Here is a 15,784-nt window from a genome sequence, read left to right as displayed (position 1 = left end):
CGCGGCCCTGGCTTGGGCCCCGACGCGTCGGGCGCGTGCGATTGCCGGGTGCCGCCATCGTGGCGATGGAACCGCCCCATCGTGTGCTCCTCTTCTTGTCCCGGCTCGCCCGGGGGCGAGCCACCAGCAGTCATGTCCCGGCTCGCCCGGGGCGAGCCACCAGCTCAACTTTCCGCTGCCATCAGCCAGGACTCTCCCGGACCGGGACCGTCATCACATCGATGGCACGGAGCAGGAACTGCTCGCCACTGACCACCTGCGTGTCCGCCGAGCCGCACGCTCGGCAGCTGAAACCCAATTCAGGGCCCAGCTGCGACTCGGTGCCGCAGTCGAGGCAACGGATCACCGCCGGAAGCTCTCGCATCTGCAGCTGGGCGTCATCCAGTGGAGTCCCGCGCACCACCGCACCCCATGCGAAGTGCATCGCTTCGGGAACCACCTGCCGCAGAGCCCCCACATCGACGTGCACCGTCTCCACGACCCGCCTGCCCGCAGCCCTGGTCACCGCGGAGGCGAGCTGCTGGCACAGCGACACTTCATGCACCCCGGCCCCATGCGCTCCACGACCGCAGCCGATCATCGCATGCCGGCTTCGTCACAACCCTGGCGGTCACGCCCGAGCCGACGCAAACACCGGCGTTCCATACTGGGACGAGCGCAGCGAGGGCCATCATCGGCCCGCCGGAAGGGACGTCATGGCGCAGACTGTACGCCGCGAGTACTTGCTCCGCGGAGTCGTCCAGGGGGTCGGCTTCCGCCCTCATGTGGCCACCGTCGCATCCAGATTCCCGATCACCGGGCTGTGCGGAAATGATGATCTGCAGGTCTTCATCGAGGCCCAGGGCGACGCCGAGAGCATCGAATCCTTCTTCGACGAAATGCTCGCAGATCTGCCCCCGCTGGCAAGAGTGATCGCTGTGACGAGCCACGATCTGCCGGTGGTCGCCGATGAACGCCATTTCCGCATCGTGGCCAGCCGGCACCTGCCGGGTGTGCGCACCCTCATCCCCCCCGACACCGCGGCCTGCCCCGACTGCCTGGCCGAGATGACCGATCCCACCAACCGGCGCCATCACTATGCCTTCATCACCTGCACGCACTGCGGTCCGCGTCTGACGATCACGGAGGACCTCCCGTACGACCGGAACACCACGACGATGCGGGAGTTTCCAATGTGCCCGCGTTGCGCGGCGGAGTACTCCGATTCCGATGACCGGCGCTACCACGCCCAGACGAACTCCTGTTACGACTGCGGGCCCAGGCTCTGGCTGAGCACCGCGGACGAGGGTCAAGCGTCCCGCCCGAATCCGGCACCAGCCAGCCCGTCCGAGCAGGAGGCCGTCATCGCCGAGACGAGGCGGCGGCTGCGGGAGGGCCAGATCGTCGCGGTGAAGGATCTCGGCGGTTTCCATCTGCTGTGCAATGCCCGGGATGACCGGGCAGTGGCGCGGTTGCGGCAGCGAAAACATCGCACTGACAAGGCCTTCGCCGTGATGGTGCCTGACCCCGAGGCAGCACGGCGGCTTGCCGTATTGACTGGACCCCAACTGGCTCTGCTCAGCTCGCCGGCACACCCGATCCTCATCGCTCCGACAACGGCCGGCTACGACCTGTCCCACGAGGTCGCTCCCGACAGCGACGACGTCGGCCTGCTGCTGCCGTACACACCACTGCAGACCCTGCTGCTCGAAACCGACGACGGGGCAGCGGACGCGCTGGTCGCCACCTCGGGGAATCTGTCGGGAGAGCCGCTGTGCCATGAGAATGCCGAGGCGCTGCAAAGGCTGGCATCGATCGCGGACTGCTTCCTGCTGCATGACAGGGGAATCCATGTCCCTGTCGACGATTCGGTGCTCATTGCCCTGCGCGACGGCGACGCCGCGCCGCTGCGCCGATCACGGGGATATGCTCCGCTTCCGGTGGTGCTGCCGCCAGCTCACGACGATCATCCCCAGGAGCCCGTCGTGCTGGCAGTTGGCGGAGAACTGAAGAACACCTTCACCCTGGCCATAGACGACATGGCATTCGTCTCCGCCCATGTCGGGGACATGGGTTCGCTGGCCTCCCAGCAGGCCTTCGGGACATCTGTGGCCCAGCTGGTGGCCATGCAGCAGCGCCAGCCCGAGGTGGTGGTCTGCGATCTGCATCCCGGCTATGCGACGACCAGCTGGGCCGAGAGATATGTGGCGGCGCATCCGGGCACCGAGTTGCTGAGGGTTCAGCACCATCTGGCGCATGCCCTCTCATTGCTCGCGGAGAATTCGGTGAGCAACGGGCCGGTGGTGGTGGCAGCGCTTGACGGTACCGGCTTTGGACCACCCGCGAGGGGCACCGGCCGCCCGAGCATCTGGGGTTGCGAGGTACTCGTACTGGGCAGCAGGGATGATCCGACACCGTCGAATTGGCGGCGCGCCTGGCATCTGCCGGAGTTCCCCCTTGCCGGGGGTGATCGGGCGATCAGACACCCCTGGCGGATCGCGCAGGGTCTGGCTCATGCCTGGCATCTCGACATCTCCCTCACCCCGGCCAGTGCCGACGCTCCGGAAGCTGAACGACGTCTGGTCGAATCCCAGTTGGAGTCGGGTCTGGGCACCGTACTGACGAGCTCGGCGGGCAGGCTGTTCGATGCTGCAGCTTCGATGCTGGGCCTGTGCCAGGAATCCCGCTATGAGGCGCAGGCCGCGATGCTGTTGGAACGTGCTGCGGCTCACTGGCATCCCTCACCGGCAGAGCTTTCGGCCGGTCCGCCATCGGACATCGTCTCGGTGCTGGCCGAACTGATCGCACCGGGGGCCTCCAGCGTCGAGCAGCGCGCCTGGCGCTTCCACCGTGGATTCGCGCTCGTCATCGCGGAGCAGATGACCCGGACCGCCGATGAGGCGGGCACCCGAACAGTGGGGCTGACCGGGGGCGCTGCGGTGAATCGGGTCTTCACGGCCATCCTGGTCGATGCGCTGCACCGATCAGGGCTCGATGTGCTCACACACCATGTGGTGCCACCCAACGACGGCGGGCTCAGCCTCGGCCAGGCATGGGCAGCCAGGCTCAGCAGATCCGCGGAAGGGGATCCCCCACCAGCATGTCCACCATCCGGGTTCCGCCGAGTCCGGTGACCAGCACCACCGAGGACGCCGGCTCCGCGACGATCCGCCCCACCAGCGCAGCCTCCTCGCCGCCAGGCTGTGCGCGCACGGCCGCCAACGCGGCCTCTGCCTGGTCAGCAGGCACCACGGCGACGAATGTGCCCTCGTTGGCCACATAGAGCGGGTCGAGTCCGAGCATGTCGCAGGCGCCTCGCGTCATGTCGTGCACAGGGACCGACTCGTCCTCGACGACCACGCCGAGACCGCTTGCCAGCGCCAGTTCGTTGAGCACTGTCGCCAGCCCGCCGCGGGTGGCGTCCCGCATCCATCGAGTCTGTGGTGCGGCATCCACCAGGGCTGCGGTCATCTGGTTCACGGCACGGGTGTCGGATTCGATGGGCGCGACGATCGCAAGATCGCCGCGGGCCAGCATCACAGCCATGCCGTGGTCGCCGATCGCCCCGGACAGCAGCAGACGATCGCCGCGCCGCACCTGCGAAGCACCGAGCACCCGCCCCGCAGGCACCATGCCGACCCCGGCGGTGGTGATGTACAACCCGTCGGCCGCCCCGCGCGGCACCACCTTGGTGTCGCCGGTGACGATCTGCACACCTGCCCTGGCCGCTGCCCTGCGCATCGAGGCCACGATCGTTCGGAGCCTGGCCACCTCCAGGCCTTCTTCAAGGACGAACGCCGCCGACATGACCGCCGGTTCGGCGCCCGAAACCGCCAGGTCGTTGACCGTGCCATTGACGGCGAGTTCACCGATGTTGCCGCCAGGAAACTCGATCGGATTGACCACATAGGAGTCGGTGGACATCGCGAGGCGCGCCCCCTCGGAGCAGCCGGGCAAGGCGGCCAGCGGCAGAACGCCCGCATCGCCCAGCTCTTGCAGCACATCATTGCCGTAGCCGTCCACGAAGACCGCATCCACCAGCGCCGCCGAGGCCTTGCCCCCGGCGCCGTGGGCGAGAGTCACGTAGTCATCGCCGAATTCGAAGCCCCTGCTGCGTACCCGCCCGATCCGTTTGTTGACCTCGTCCTCGTCGTCATTGAGGCGGTTCTTCGGATCCATCGGCGATCTCCGCTCCTGAACAGCATCTGGGCCCGGCTGGAACCGCCCCATGGCAAGGGCGATGATAGCCGGGCAGGATTTGTGGCCCGTTTGAGCAGACGCACGGCGGTCCAGCCGTGCTGGGAAGGTGCAGCGCATGTGTTTGGGAGTACCCGCTGAGGTCATTGCGATTCCCGATGCTGCGGTTCCGCGCGCGCGGGTTGCGATCAGTGGCGTGCAGCGGACTGTGGCGACTGACCTACTCGCCGATGAAGACATTGAGCCCGGTGACTGGGTGCTCGTGCACGTCGGCTTTGCACTGAGCAGGATCGATGCCGACGAGGCGGCCATCACTCTCGACCAGATCAAGCGACTGGGCAGCGGCACCTTCGAGACCGAGTTGGACGCGTTTCGTACCTCGGCGATCGGCTGACAAGGCGATGGCAAGCCCATTCGCGGCCACGCGGTGAAGAACCTCCAGGCGAACCAGTCATGAGATATGTCGACGAATTCCGCGACCCCGAGGGCGCCAAGACCCTCTTGACCCGCATCGGGGAGATCGTGGCCAGGCTCGACCGGCCGGTCAGGGTGATGGAGATCTGCGGCGGGCACACCCACACGATCTACCGCCACGGTCTTGAACACCTCCTGCCAGAGCAGGTGCAGTTCGTGCACGGCCCCGGCTGCCCGGTCTGCGTCATCCCGATGGGCCGGGTGGACGATGCCATCTGGCTGGCCCACCAGCCCGGCGTCATCCTCACCACCTTCGGAGACATGATGCGGGTGCCCGGATCCCACGAGTCGCTGCTGCAGGCGCGCGCGCAGGGATGCGATGTGCGCTTCGTGTACTCGCCACTGGACGCCTTGCAGGTGGCCAGGGAGAATCCAGATCGCCAGGTGGTCTTCTTCGCGGTGGGTTTCGAGACCACTGCGCCCTCGACCGCAGTTACCCTGGAGCGGGCCCGCACCGAGCAGATCGAGAACTTCGCGGTGTTCAGCAATCATGTGCTCACCGAGCCGCCGCTGCGGGCGATCGTCAACGGCGGCGACACACTGGTGGACGCTTTCGTCGGCCCCGGGCACGTTGCCACGATCATCGGTACAGAGGCGTTCGAGTTTCTGCCGCAGGAATTCAATCTTCCGGTGGTCGTCACCGGATTCGAACCGCTGGACATCCTGCAGGCAGTCGAGATGATCCTCGTGCAGTTCGCCTCCGGCGAGGTGGCCGCCGGGCGCGCCACGGTGCAGAACCAGTACGCACGTGTGGTGCGTCCCGAAGGAAACAAATCAGCGAAAGCCCTGATGAACAGGGTGTTCCGGGTGCGGGACAGATTCGAGTGGCGGGGCCTGGGCTGGATCGATCACTCCGGTCTGGGCATCTCCGAGGAATACAGTCAGTGGGACGCCGAACGGCGCTATCAGGTACCCGGGACACGGGTGGCCGATCCGCCCGCCTGCGAATGCGGCTCGGTGCTCACCGGACGCACCAAGCCCTGGCAGTGCCGCGTCTTCGGCACCGCCTGCACACCGTCCAGGCCGATCGGCACCTGCATGGTCTCCCCCGAAGGCGCCTGCGCGGCCTACTACAACTTCGGGCGCATCGACCGGGACACGGCGAACGCCGCCGCCATCAGCATCAAGGACTGAGCTCCCGGCCTGCAATGCCGAGCCATTCAGAACCGGCCGACTGCCCGGCGCCATCAAGAATCCGGGCAGAGACCCGGTGACCGTCAGTGAACCGCCACGGGAACCAGCGAGTCGAGCATCCGCGTGAGCTCAGCAACGCGACGCTCCTGAGGCGCGAAGACGCCATGCTGGAAATCGGTGAACAGGCCGAGCGAGACCTGGGCGCGCACGGTGCGCATCTCGAAGTTCGCCAGGATCTGGCGCCAGTGCTCCACTGCCCGGACACCGCCATCGGCACCATAGGAGACGAATCCCACCGACTTGCCCAACCACTCCGGGCCGAGGCAGTCCACGGCATTCTTCATGCCACCCGGCACCGAGTGGTTGTACTCGGGGGTGATGAAGATGAAGCCGTCATAGGTGTCGATCTCGTTGCTCCAGACCTGCACTTCCGGCTGGCCGTACTGCTTGTGGGCCATCATGGGCGACCCGCCGGTGTACAGCGGAAGGTGGAAGTCCTTGATGTCGACGATCTGGTATTCGGCGTCACCCCGGACGCTGGCATTCTCGTGGACCCACTTCGCCACATTGTGGCCGACACGCTGCTCACGAACACTTCCCGCAATGATGCCGATCTTCATGACACTCCTCCTGGGGCTCATCCTGCGCGATGGTCCAGAAGTCAGCCGATCATCGCGTCCGTCCATCACACTATCTCGTTGAATACTAAATCTGTTAGTTGAAAGTATGACTTTTCTGTCAGCGAAATGCCTGCTGGCAGGCATGGTCGGCACCAAGACCCGTGGAGCCCATGGTCACTGTGGAGCCAGCAGTCTGTGGCGGACGTCCTCGTCGGCGGGGATGGGATACTGCCGCCATGCGTCATTTCCGTCCGCCGAAGCCGGAGACCATCCGGATGGTGGGCATCGTGGAGATCATCTGCGGTCTCGTATTGCTACTCATCTGGGTCTCCACCCGGGAGCCGCTCAACATCGTGCTGGCCATCGCCCTGGGCGCGGCAGGTACGGCGACAGTGCTGACCGCGCGGAAACAGTCGAACCAGAATGTTGACCGTGCCGAGGACTCTCCGGACGAGGACGATGACGACGAGGACGACGACGCCGATCCCGCGGCACAGGTGAACATCGACCGCTCCACGCTGCCCGACGAGTTCGAGGACGACAATCGGCTCGGCATCGACCCCGCCGAGGTGCCGACCCTGGAATCGCTCATCGACTGGTTGGACGAGCAGGCATATCTGCCAGCCGACTCCCGGATGCCCAAGGCCAGCTGGGTGCTGCGTCTCGGTTCGCGCCGCGTGGCCGTGCTCGCCCCCGATGGCAAGGTGCACTATCTCGTGCCGGCCGAGACCCCTCTCCACGCGGGAAACCGGATCACGGCCCAGTATCGCCCCAAGGGCTGATCCCCGAACGACGGCCAGGGCACGGGGCGGCAATGGTCTCCCGACGAGATGTCGCGCACTGTTTCCGCAGTGCTGCGCATCCCTGAATCGCGTACCTGATTCGCGGGGATCCGTCTAGCGGAATCGCTCGACCAGCCCATCCACCGAAGCGGGCTGCACACCATGGGACCATGGTGCGCGCTCCGGGGCATCGGCAACGGTGCGCAGACCGACGACGCCGCCCCACGCATCGCTCGGGCCATCGGGCTCGGATGCCTGCCCGTCACGCGCCTTGTACAGCCAGTTGCCGTCCTCGATGGCCAGTGCGAGCACGCTCGTGATGGCCATTTCCTGGGCGGTATGAGGCCGGACCTCGCCGGACCGGCCCGGGAGGAAAAAGTCCGTGTAGGCGTCAAGCAGACGCGCCTTCTCGTCGCCGTCAACCGGTACGAAATTTCCGCGCACGGTGGCCGAGCGATAGTTGACCGAACTGGACATCATGGAGTGGCCCACGACGAAGGCGTCCATCGCCGCGACGGTGAACACGACCGGCGCGCCAGCGGCAACAGCCCGCAACAGTCCGGCCTTCACCGAGCCGTGCACGACGATCTGATCCGCCACCCTGGCATATCCGATCGGAACTGCCCAGGGTTCGCCGTCATCAGTCACGCTGGACAGCACACCGAACCACTGGGAGTCCAGCAAAGCATCCAGCATGGCGCGGTCGTGGTGGGCCCTGGAGGCCTGCCGGTGAATCTGGTGTTCCATGGAGTCACGGCCCTTCCGGGATGTGTCGGGGAACGTCACCTCTGGAGCTGGTCCAGCAGCCGGCAGGCCAGTACGGCGCCTTCCTCGGCGTCCGGGTCGAGTCCGGCCCGGTACACCTCAACAGCACGGAGCCCATCTTCGCGTCGTCAGCCTCACGTGCCATGCGGAGGAGCATACGACCCCCTGCCGAGCCCGATCCAGGCGTGCAGCACCGATGGACCTGCCGTGACCAACCATGCCCCGACTCATCTGCACTCGCCGCTGTTCTCATCGTGGGCATTCACACGAGCACAATGGGGCCATGACCGTGGACGCACTGGATATTCTGACCGACTCGTTCGACCGTGGCTTGGAGACTCTACCGGCGTTGCTCGATGGGCTCGGCCCCGAGGATCTGTTGTGGCGGCCCGGACCCGATGCCAATCCGATCGCGTGGCTGAGCTGGCACATCGACCGTTGCATGGACGCCCAGATGGCCCCCTTGATGGATCTTCCGCAGATCTGGGACCAGGGCTGGCGGGAACGTTTCGGACTACCCTATCCGCCGCTGGCGATGGGTTACGGCCAGACCTCCGAAGAGGTTGCCCAGTTCGACCTGGTGGATGCCCAACTGCTCCTTGGCTACCACCACGAGGTCGCTGCGCTGGTGCGCACCGTGCTCGCCGCCGAACGCAACAAGGACCTCGGCCGGATCGTCGACACCCGGTGGGATCCTCCGGTGACCGCTGCAGTCCGGCTGGTCTCCGTGATCAATGACGTGAACCAGCACACCGGTCAGATCGCCTATCTGAAGGGCCTGCTGGCAAGCCGCTGAGAGAACTGTGCGGCACCCCTCGCAGGGCCTCGGACAACTGACCCAGAAGACTGCCTGCAGAACAGTGGGCTCAGAAGCAGTCGCTCTCGATGCGCTCCAGTGCGCTCTCCCAGCGTCCGCGCAGATATTCGGGATCCAGATCGGGACGCAGGTGTGAATGCTCAACCTGGACCTCGGTCTGGTTCTCGGCGGGGCTGCTGAGTTGCAGATCCACCAGGGAAGCCTCGGTGCTCTCATTCTTGCGCCACCAGAAGCGGATCTGCTCCTTGGGATGGAAGCTTCGGATATACCCCGTGCGACCGTCGGCGGCCGTCCAGGTCTGGCCCTTGTCCCCGAGCATCGCGCCACGCCCGAGCAGGGCCTCAGCGCCCTTCTTCGTCATGAGGACCGACCACACCGTGTCGAGAGGCTGGTCGATGATACGGCTGACAACAACGGAGGGTTCAGTGGAAGCGTCGGATTCCTCGGTGACGGCCTGATCGGACATGGGACCCCATTTCACTCGACGGATTGCCCAGGCACATTTCAGGTGCGCCGAGGCTCTTTGCACCGAGTGCCGCATGACCACGTCCCGCCATCGCGACCCGGTGTGAGGCCACCCTAGCCCGCCGCACTGCCCGGTTGAAGAGCAGCAGCAGAGCTTCGTGGCACAAACGCTGATCCCGTCTTGCGGGCCGACACGGTGGGCTCACCGGGCAACCAGAATCGCAACTGTTCGCCGACCGCCCGGGAGATGCCGATCCTCTCCCCGGCAAGCACTGATGCGGCAGGCCGGGATTCGGTGAACTCGAATTCATCGGCCCCGGTTCCGAGCACGGCGCCGTTGTCCGCGAGGTCGAGGCCCAGCGCCCTGCCAAGGTTCCCCGGGCCCTTGGCCAGCAGGGCATCCGGCCGGCCGGCGGGAAAGGCACGGCGGGCCCTCGCCACCGCCAGGCCGTCCACGATCTCACCTGCTCGCAGCAGGACCGCAGAGGCCTGCCCCGCGGGGGAACAGACGATATTCCCGGCACGGTGAATTCCATAGCTGACGTAGACGTACATCCGCCCGGAGGGCCCGAACATCACCGCGGCACGGCCATGATTGCCCCGGAAGGCATGCGATGCGGGATCGTCCTCGCCCAGATAGGCCTCCACCTCGGTGAGGCGCACGACCACCCCTGCCTTGCGCAGAAAACCACCGAGCAGCAGTGGCGCCAGCTGGTCTGCGGGCCGGTCGAAGTCGAGCACCGCTCCAGTGTGGCATCCGCTCATGAGGGCACGGCGTCACGACGACATCTGCGGTGCTGCAACCGCCCGGCATGCTGTATCGCGTAACGTGGGCACGTGCAGACGAGGAGGATGGCGGGCCCGCGCGGAGTGCTCACCCGCGTCCTGAATCCCGGCTCGCGCAAGACGCTCGCCCGCGTCCTGAATCCCGGCTCGCGCAAGACGCTCGCCCGCGTCCTGAATCCCGGCTCGCGCAAGATTCTCGCCTGCGTACTGACCGGTGCACTGGTTGCCCTGGGCGGGTGCTCGGCAAGCCCGTCGGGGCCCGCCACCCCAGGGCACACGCCGACGCCGACGCCGGCTGTCACCACCCAGCCGGACTTCCCGCTGACCGCCCCGGGCAATGCCCGGCAGATCGTCGACTTCTTGTGGGCAGCATCCGGACACAAGCCGATACTGCGCGTCGAGGTGACGGCGACCACGGCGAACATCACCTATCTGGACGACCGCAATGCCTACACCATCGGATTCGCCAATGGCGCGGTGAGCAAACTCGACTCGACCGTGACCTACATCGACCAGACCGAGTTCAATCCGGACGAATTCGCCATCGACGATGTCGGCTCGCTGTTCGACCAGGCAGCGGCCCTGTCCGGGTCCCGCCAGCAGCAGGACCTGCAGATCAACGAGTACGACCAGGGCAATGTCATCATGACGGTGACGACGACTCCGGAGTCGAGCACGGTCTTCTTCCGTCCCGATGGCACGCCGATCCACAAGCTCGATTTCCGCAATGTCCAAGACCTGACCGAAGGTCTGTCTGACACGGTCCAGAACAGCCCCACGGTCAGCGCCGTCAGCATCAAACCCGATGCTCTGTCGGTGGACGTGCGCATCGATGCCGCAACCATCCAGCGGCGCACCCGGCAGAATGCGCTGCCCACCATCGTGGCCACCCTCAAGGACTCCAGCGACAGTGTCGCCTTCTCTTCCACTGTGATCGATCCGGCAGTCATCGCCCGGCTGGAGCAAGACCTGCCGGGCCAGCTCAATAAGCCCGCCGGCACGACGGTGCAGGTCAGCATCCAGCAACGCAGCAGCGAGGACGCCCCGCGCATGCACTTCCAGGTCGGCGGCACAGAAGTCGTCACCAGCATGGATGGCACGATTCTCCCGAAGTGAAACACCAGCCGAGCTGGTTGGGCAGGCGTGTGCGGCGTGGGACTATGGGCCAATGCACATCACAGGTTTTCATCGACTCGATGAGGGCCCCTCCGTGCGTATCGCCGTGCACCACGGTGACGATCCCCGCCTGCTGCTGTGGAGCCGCGGATGGGCAGTGGCCCAGTGGTTGTCCGCAACCGGCACCGACGACGACATTCTGCTCACTGCCCAGGTGCGCCGGCGCACCCAGACGACGAGGCTGCCCCGCCGCCACGGATTGCACGCCCTTCCCGATGCCGATCCGGCACCCGGTGAGGTTCCGGTACCTCGCCAGCGGATAGCCGCCTATGCGGTGGTGCGCTCCCCGATGGGCATGCTCGGCACGATGTGCAGTGATCACACGGCCGTTCCCGGCCGCTGGCAGCTTCCCGGCGGAGGGCTTGAACCCGGGGAGACCCCCAGCGAGGCCGTCATGCGCGAGGTCACTGAGGAGACTGCTCAGAGCGTCCACCTGCTGCGGGTGGTCGACCTGCAGTCCGACCACTGGGTGGGTCGTGGCCCCAGCGGGCAGCTCGAAGACTTCCAGGCCCTGCGAATCATCTACACGGCCATCTGCTCCGAACCCACCCAACCGATCGTGCTCGATGTGGACGGCACCACGGCGATGTCACGCTGGGTACCGGTGCGTCACTGGCGTTCCCTGCCGTGGACCGCGGGGGCACGTTCGGCCCTCGACAAATACCTCGACACCGTGCGGGTGCCCAGACTCGCCTGCTGACTCGGCAGGTCGAGCGTGCTGCCCCGTCCATGGCCCCGTACGCCGTGTCAGGACGTACGAAGGCCCCGGGACCCGCCTGTGTGCGGGATTTCCGGGGCCGTCGTCCTGTGCAGACCGAGGATCAGTTCCGGAAGAAGCTGAGGATCCGCAGGATGTTCGTGTAGAGCCACACCATGGTGACCATGAGGCCGAAGGCGGCACGCCAGGATTCCCTGGCAGGCGCGCCCATCTGGACTCCGCGTTCGCACTGCTCGAAGTCCATCAGCAGGCTGACCACTGCCAGGACAACACCGATACCGGCGAACAACCAGCTCAAGGGCCCGGCGCCCGGCCCGACTTCGAACAGTCCCAGATTCAGCCCGAACAGCAGGAAGATCAGGCTCAGTCCGGCCAACGCGGCGTACGAGATGATCGAGATGAGGAAGATCTTCTGCATCCGTCCGGAGACGCGCGCCCCGAGGTAGCGGTAGCAGGCCAACGTGACGGCAGCTGCCACGAAAGTGCCCAGCACCGCCTGGGCGACGATGCCCTGGTACAGATACTCCATGACCCTGCTCCAGGCGCCGATCAGCACACCCTCGGCAACCGTGTAGAACATGATCGCCGGCACCGAGACCGAGCGCCGGACAGTCACCAGGACCGCGGCGACCAGAGCCACGATCGAGGAGATGATGGCGACCGGGTAGAGCATGACGGGAGGCGTGGCGAACCATGCGATGGCAGCGACCCCGACGAGGATGACGAACAGTGTGCCGGTCTTGGCCACCACATCATTCATCGTCATTCGGCCGGCGGGAGCCTGGCCCACCGGTGCGCCCTGCCCGGGACCGGCCAACTGGCCGATGTCGCCGTAGCTCGCCTCACGATATCCGGGCGTGAACGCGTCCTTCCGGGTGAGAACTGGATTACTGCTCTGCACTTCGTCTCCGATCCTCGATGGGAATCATTGATGACTTGTGATGCTGGAGCCCCTGTCAACGGGGTGTACGCCGCCATGGTACCGACCGGCTCGGCGCCGCCAAGGATTCGCCGCGTCCCGGGGTGGCAATCCGCTGGGCACCTGGGGGCAGACGTGCGCCCAGCGAACCGATCTCGATCCTTCATGCAGGCGGGCCGCCACTATCCCTGAGCGGTCTTGCCCGTTCCTGATGCTTCCTCTCCCCGCCAGGCGCGCACCGCGAGCGCCGCATCATGGGTGATTCCTGAGCCCAGCACCATCCCGATGGCGATGGCGATGATGGACGCCAAGGTCTGGAGCATCGTGTTCGCTGCACCGCTTGTTCCGGTCGCGACCTCGGACAGTCCGATGAAGCCCATCGCTCCGGGCACGAGAACCCAATAGGCGCAGGTCAGCATGATCGCAGGCGAGGGTGCCGAAGGAAGTCGCCCGGCGAGTGTCACGGCGGGTATGACGATGATCGCACCGACAAGCCCCGAGAGTTCAGCGCCCACGAGGTACTCCCCCAACAGCTGGGCCCCGTAGGACACCACCGTGGCGAACAGGATCCACAGGAAAGAACCTCGTGGTGCCGACATGAACAACACATACCCCAGGCTGACCGGCACGAGGCCCGCCCAGGGCGCCCACTGGCCCAGCTGGGATAGTCCACTGGACTCGGCTGGAGGGAAGTGCGTGACCTGCAGACCGACATAGACACCGAAGCTCAGCAGGCCCAGTCCGGCCAGTCCATAGACCAGCCTGCTCGCACCGGACAGCACCTGACCGGTGGTGAGCTCCACCGCTGCGATGGTGAGAGAAAGGCCCGGCAGGAAGGGGACCAGTGAGGGCGCCACCAGCATCAGAACCCCGCCGTGCACGAGGGGAAGCGCAACGATTCCCACCAGAACGGTCACCAGGAAGGCGGTGAGGATCGGCAGCACCAGGGAAAGCGTCGCCGCCCGGCTGCCCCAGGTGACGATGATCCCCACCATGAGCCCAAGGACCAAGTAGACGGGAATGGCGCTGATGGTTGGGTTCAGCACCAGGCCGAATCCCACGGTGAGGAGCATGTTTCCCAGGATCTTCAACACCGGACCGAACCGCGGCGGACCCGCAAGAATCTCGGAAAGGGATGCCAGCATCTCCTTGGAGGATTTCGGCTGGACCAATGCCTTCCGAACTGCCATCTCCACACGGCCGGCCTGATCAAGACGAAGCGCCTGCGGCAGCGCGGGAAAGATCAGTGTCTGCGCGGGTTCTTCGGCGGGATCCTCGATGAGTATCAGGGTCGGGAGTACACAAATCCTCAGCTGCTGGCGGCCATATCGTCGTGCCAGCTGATAAAGGGTGTCCTCCACATCTGTGGTCGCCAGCGACGAAGCCAGCAGCGCCGCTCCGTACTCCCCCAGCATCTCAAGGATGCCTGCACTTCCTTCACCGAAGGTGTCGCCACCCGGCGTCGGCAGCGCCTGCAGCACCTCGCGGGCACGTCCACCAATGGAGTGGCGGATGTCATGTAGATGCCCATTCATTTTCCACATTTCCGCTCATCCCATCAAGAATCACAACGCGATGGCTGCTGGCCACGAATAGGTGCACCCGCTCGCCCCGCGAACGACCAGACGGCGGGCCGGGACACGAGACCGCGGACCGGAGACACCGCTCTGCACATGCCTCGACCCGCGGTCTGAGCAACCCGTTTCCCGTCCGGACCAGCTTTGACGCGGGCACCCACGCGAACCATCCCGCAACAGCCCATGCTCCCGGACGGAGCCGGCGGCTTCAGCGTCGTCGACCCTGGAGCCGTTGAATTCAGTGCGCCTGCGCCGCTTCCTTCTGGGCCTGCAAAGCCTTGAGATCGGAAAGTGTCAGGAAGTGCATCGGCTTCTTCTCCTCGAAGCGCTGGGACACATTACCGGCCACGCCACCCTCGATGGCCAGATGGCTGTCGAGATCCAGAACCGTTTCCGGCGAGCCCTCGCTGAAGTCCATCTCGTCGAGATCCACCCACACGATGTTCGGGTGCGAGGTGGACTCGAAGACATAGCGTTTACGGGTGAGATCGACGACCACCTGCCACAGGGTCTGCGAGGCATCGGGCTTTCCTGGATCAGGAAGCCTGAAGGGCTGGGCGCAATTGCGGATGACACTGAACATCGAGGCGATGGCCTCGATCTGCGACTTCGGTTCCGGCAGCCGCTTGACGTAGTACGCGGCACGCGCGAAGCGATCCGGCGCCTGAGTGGTGCCGGGAAGCGGCTTGTCACCGCCGAACCCGTCCACTTCCTTCAACAGCTTGAGCTGCTCCTCGTACTTCGGGGAGTTCGTCATGACCTCGTAGTCAGCTGAATGATGAATATCCAGCTTGCCGTCGAGATACTCGAAGATTGCCGAATCACCGGTGGCATCTTCGATGGCGAGGTGAATGGTGGGAACGTCACCACTGGTCGGATCAACAAGCTGCGCCACCTGCACGTTGTTCTGCTCGGCCCAGTCGACAGCCTCCGCGACGGTTGCGTAGTTGTCGAGGAAGTACTGCATCCACACTGCCTGGCTCAGCGCGGGGCGAGAGAGATCGATTTCGCCATAGTCGGACTCGGCGAGCCACAGGATGTGACCGGCCAGCCCCGCCTCATTGATGCCGTCGACGGACATCAGGTCGGACTCGGTGGCCACGATGCTGCCGTGCTTGGCCTTCCACGTCAGCTTCCCGGTCACCCCGTCATTGCGCTCAACCCCTCGTGGCAGCTTCCACAGATTGGTGTCGAGTTCGCGACGATAGTCCATATTCCGCCCGGCAATGACCGCCCCAGCGGCATCCCGCCACACGACTCGTGTGCACATATGTGAATTCCCCTTAGATCTCGTACATCGACCTGTTGTCAGACTCTTTTCGGGCTCTTCCCAGATGAGGGTGTAGGCGACGCAGCAGCCGTGGTGGGAGGGCGC

General features: G+C 65.5%; 16 protein-coding genes. 7 read left to right on the top strand and 9 right to left on the bottom strand.

What is annotated here, in order from left to right; translation table 11 throughout:
• Nucleotides 1-181: 181 nt before the first annotated feature.
• Nucleotides 182-544 carry a hydrogenase maturation nickel metallochaperone HypA gene (locus ABF648_RS10505; RefSeq protein WP_415632229.1) on the bottom strand — a complete coding sequence of 121 codons (363 nt, stop codon included), beginning with the start codon at nt 542-544 and terminating at the stop codon, nt 182-184.
• A 151-nt stretch (nt 545-695) separates the two neighbouring features.
• Here ABF648_RS10505 and hypF point away from each other — a divergent pair, with 151 nt between their 5' ends.
• Nucleotides 696-3,113, top strand: a complete 2,418-nt coding sequence (hypF, locus tag ABF648_RS10500; protein ID WP_415632228.1) for a carbamoyltransferase HypF — start codon at nt 696-698, stop codon at nt 3,111-3,113.
• Here the strand turns inward: hypF and hypE are convergent.
• Nucleotides 3,046-4,158, bottom strand: coding sequence for a hydrogenase expression/formation protein HypE (gene hypE, locus ABF648_RS10495; protein WP_415632227.1), 1,113 nt, complete (start codon nt 4,156-4,158; stop codon nt 3,046-3,048). The genes hypF and hypE overlap by 68 nt on opposite strands.
• A 136-nt stretch (nt 4,159-4,294) precedes the next feature.
• Here hypE and ABF648_RS10490 point away from each other — a divergent pair, with 136 nt between their 5' ends.
• Nucleotides 4,295-4,570: a HypC/HybG/HupF family hydrogenase formation chaperone gene (locus ABF648_RS10490; protein WP_415632226.1), complete on the top strand. Its 276-nt coding sequence runs from the start codon at nt 4,295-4,297 to the stop codon at nt 4,568-4,570.
• A gap of 59 nt (nt 4,571-4,629) precedes the next feature.
• Nucleotides 4,630-5,784, top strand: a complete 1,155-nt coding sequence (gene hypD, locus ABF648_RS10485; protein ID WP_415632225.1) for a hydrogenase formation protein HypD — start codon at nt 4,630-4,632, stop codon at nt 5,782-5,784.
• 83 nt (nt 5,785-5,867) lie between these two features.
• Here hypD and ABF648_RS10480 read toward each other — a convergent pair whose 3' ends face one another.
• Nucleotides 5,868-6,404 (bottom strand): NADPH-dependent FMN reductase, encoded by a 537-nt coding sequence (locus ABF648_RS10480; protein ID WP_415632224.1) that lies wholly within the window; start codon nt 6,402-6,404, stop codon nt 5,868-5,870.
• A gap of 236 nt (nt 6,405-6,640) precedes the next feature.
• Here ABF648_RS10480 and ABF648_RS10475 point away from each other — a divergent pair, with 236 nt between their 5' ends.
• Entirely contained in the window at nt 6,641-7,186 is a 546-nt protein-coding gene (locus ABF648_RS10475; RefSeq protein ID WP_415632223.1) for a hypothetical protein, read from the top strand.
• A gap of 114 nt (nt 7,187-7,300) precedes the next feature.
• On the opposite strand, the gene ABF648_RS10470 is transcribed toward ABF648_RS10475, so the two are convergent.
• Nucleotides 7,301-7,933 (bottom strand): pyridoxamine 5'-phosphate oxidase family protein, encoded by a 633-nt coding sequence (locus ABF648_RS10470; protein WP_415632222.1) that lies wholly within the window; start codon nt 7,931-7,933, stop codon nt 7,301-7,303.
• 301 nt (nt 7,934-8,234) lie between these two features.
• Between ABF648_RS10470 and ABF648_RS10465 the strand changes: the two genes are divergently transcribed.
• Entirely contained in the window at nt 8,235-8,747 is a 513-nt protein-coding gene (locus tag ABF648_RS10465) for a mycothiol transferase (RefSeq protein WP_415632221.1), read from the top strand.
• A gap of 70 nt (nt 8,748-8,817) precedes the next feature.
• Here the strand turns inward: ABF648_RS10465 and ABF648_RS10460 are convergent, their stop codons facing one another.
• Together ABF648_RS10460 and ABF648_RS10455 are read right to left on the bottom strand one after the other, a co-directional pair.
• Entirely contained in the window at nt 8,818-9,234 is a 417-nt protein-coding gene (locus tag ABF648_RS10460) for an SRPBCC domain-containing protein (protein ID WP_415632220.1), read from the bottom strand.
• Between the two features lie 113 nt (nt 9,235-9,347).
• Nucleotides 9,348-9,974, bottom strand: coding sequence for a DNA-3-methyladenine glycosylase (locus ABF648_RS10455; protein ID WP_415632219.1), 627 nt, complete (start codon nt 9,972-9,974; stop codon nt 9,348-9,350).
• Nucleotides 9,975-10,070: 96 nt separating this feature from the next.
• Between ABF648_RS10455 and ABF648_RS10450 the strand changes: the two genes are divergently transcribed.
• Together ABF648_RS10450 and ABF648_RS10445 are read left to right on the top strand one after the other, a co-directional pair.
• Nucleotides 10,071-11,135, top strand: a complete 1,065-nt coding sequence (locus ABF648_RS10450; RefSeq protein WP_415632218.1) for a hypothetical protein — start codon at nt 10,071-10,073, stop codon at nt 11,133-11,135.
• A 52-nt stretch (nt 11,136-11,187) separates the two neighbouring features.
• On the top strand, nt 11,188-11,895 hold the full coding sequence (locus tag ABF648_RS10445) for an NUDIX hydrolase (RefSeq protein WP_415632217.1): 708 nt from the start codon (nt 11,188-11,190) through the stop codon (nt 11,893-11,895).
• Nucleotides 11,896-12,016: 121 nt separating this feature from the next.
• Here ABF648_RS10445 and ABF648_RS10440 read toward each other — a convergent pair whose 3' ends face one another.
• The 3 genes from ABF648_RS10440 to ABF648_RS10430 all read right to left on the bottom strand — a co-directional run bounded on the left by ABF648_RS10440 (nt 12,017) and on the right by ABF648_RS10430 (nt 15,679).
• On the bottom strand, nt 12,017-12,814 hold the full coding sequence (locus ABF648_RS10440; RefSeq protein ID WP_415632216.1) for a Bax inhibitor-1/YccA family membrane protein: 798 nt from the start codon (nt 12,812-12,814) through the stop codon (nt 12,017-12,019).
• Between the two features lie 200 nt (nt 12,815-13,014).
• On the bottom strand, nt 13,015-14,367 hold the full coding sequence (locus ABF648_RS10435; RefSeq protein WP_415632215.1) for a threonine/serine ThrE exporter family protein: 1,353 nt from the start codon (nt 14,365-14,367) through the stop codon (nt 13,015-13,017).
• Nucleotides 14,368-14,647: 280 nt separating this feature from the next.
• Nucleotides 14,648-15,679 carry a linear amide C-N hydrolase gene (locus ABF648_RS10430; RefSeq protein ID WP_415632214.1) on the bottom strand — a complete coding sequence of 344 codons (1,032 nt, stop codon included), beginning with the start codon at nt 15,677-15,679 and terminating at the stop codon, nt 14,648-14,650.
• Nucleotides 15,680-15,784 lie beyond the last annotated feature (105 nt).

The sequence above is a fragment of the Propionibacterium sp. genome (genome assembly GCF_047719395.1).
Classification (GTDB): Bacteria; Actinomycetota; Actinomycetes; order Propionibacteriales; family Propionibacteriaceae; genus Propionibacterium.
The sequence above is the reverse complement of the archived record's forward strand: the minus strand, read 5'-3'. Positions and strand labels throughout refer to the sequence as shown.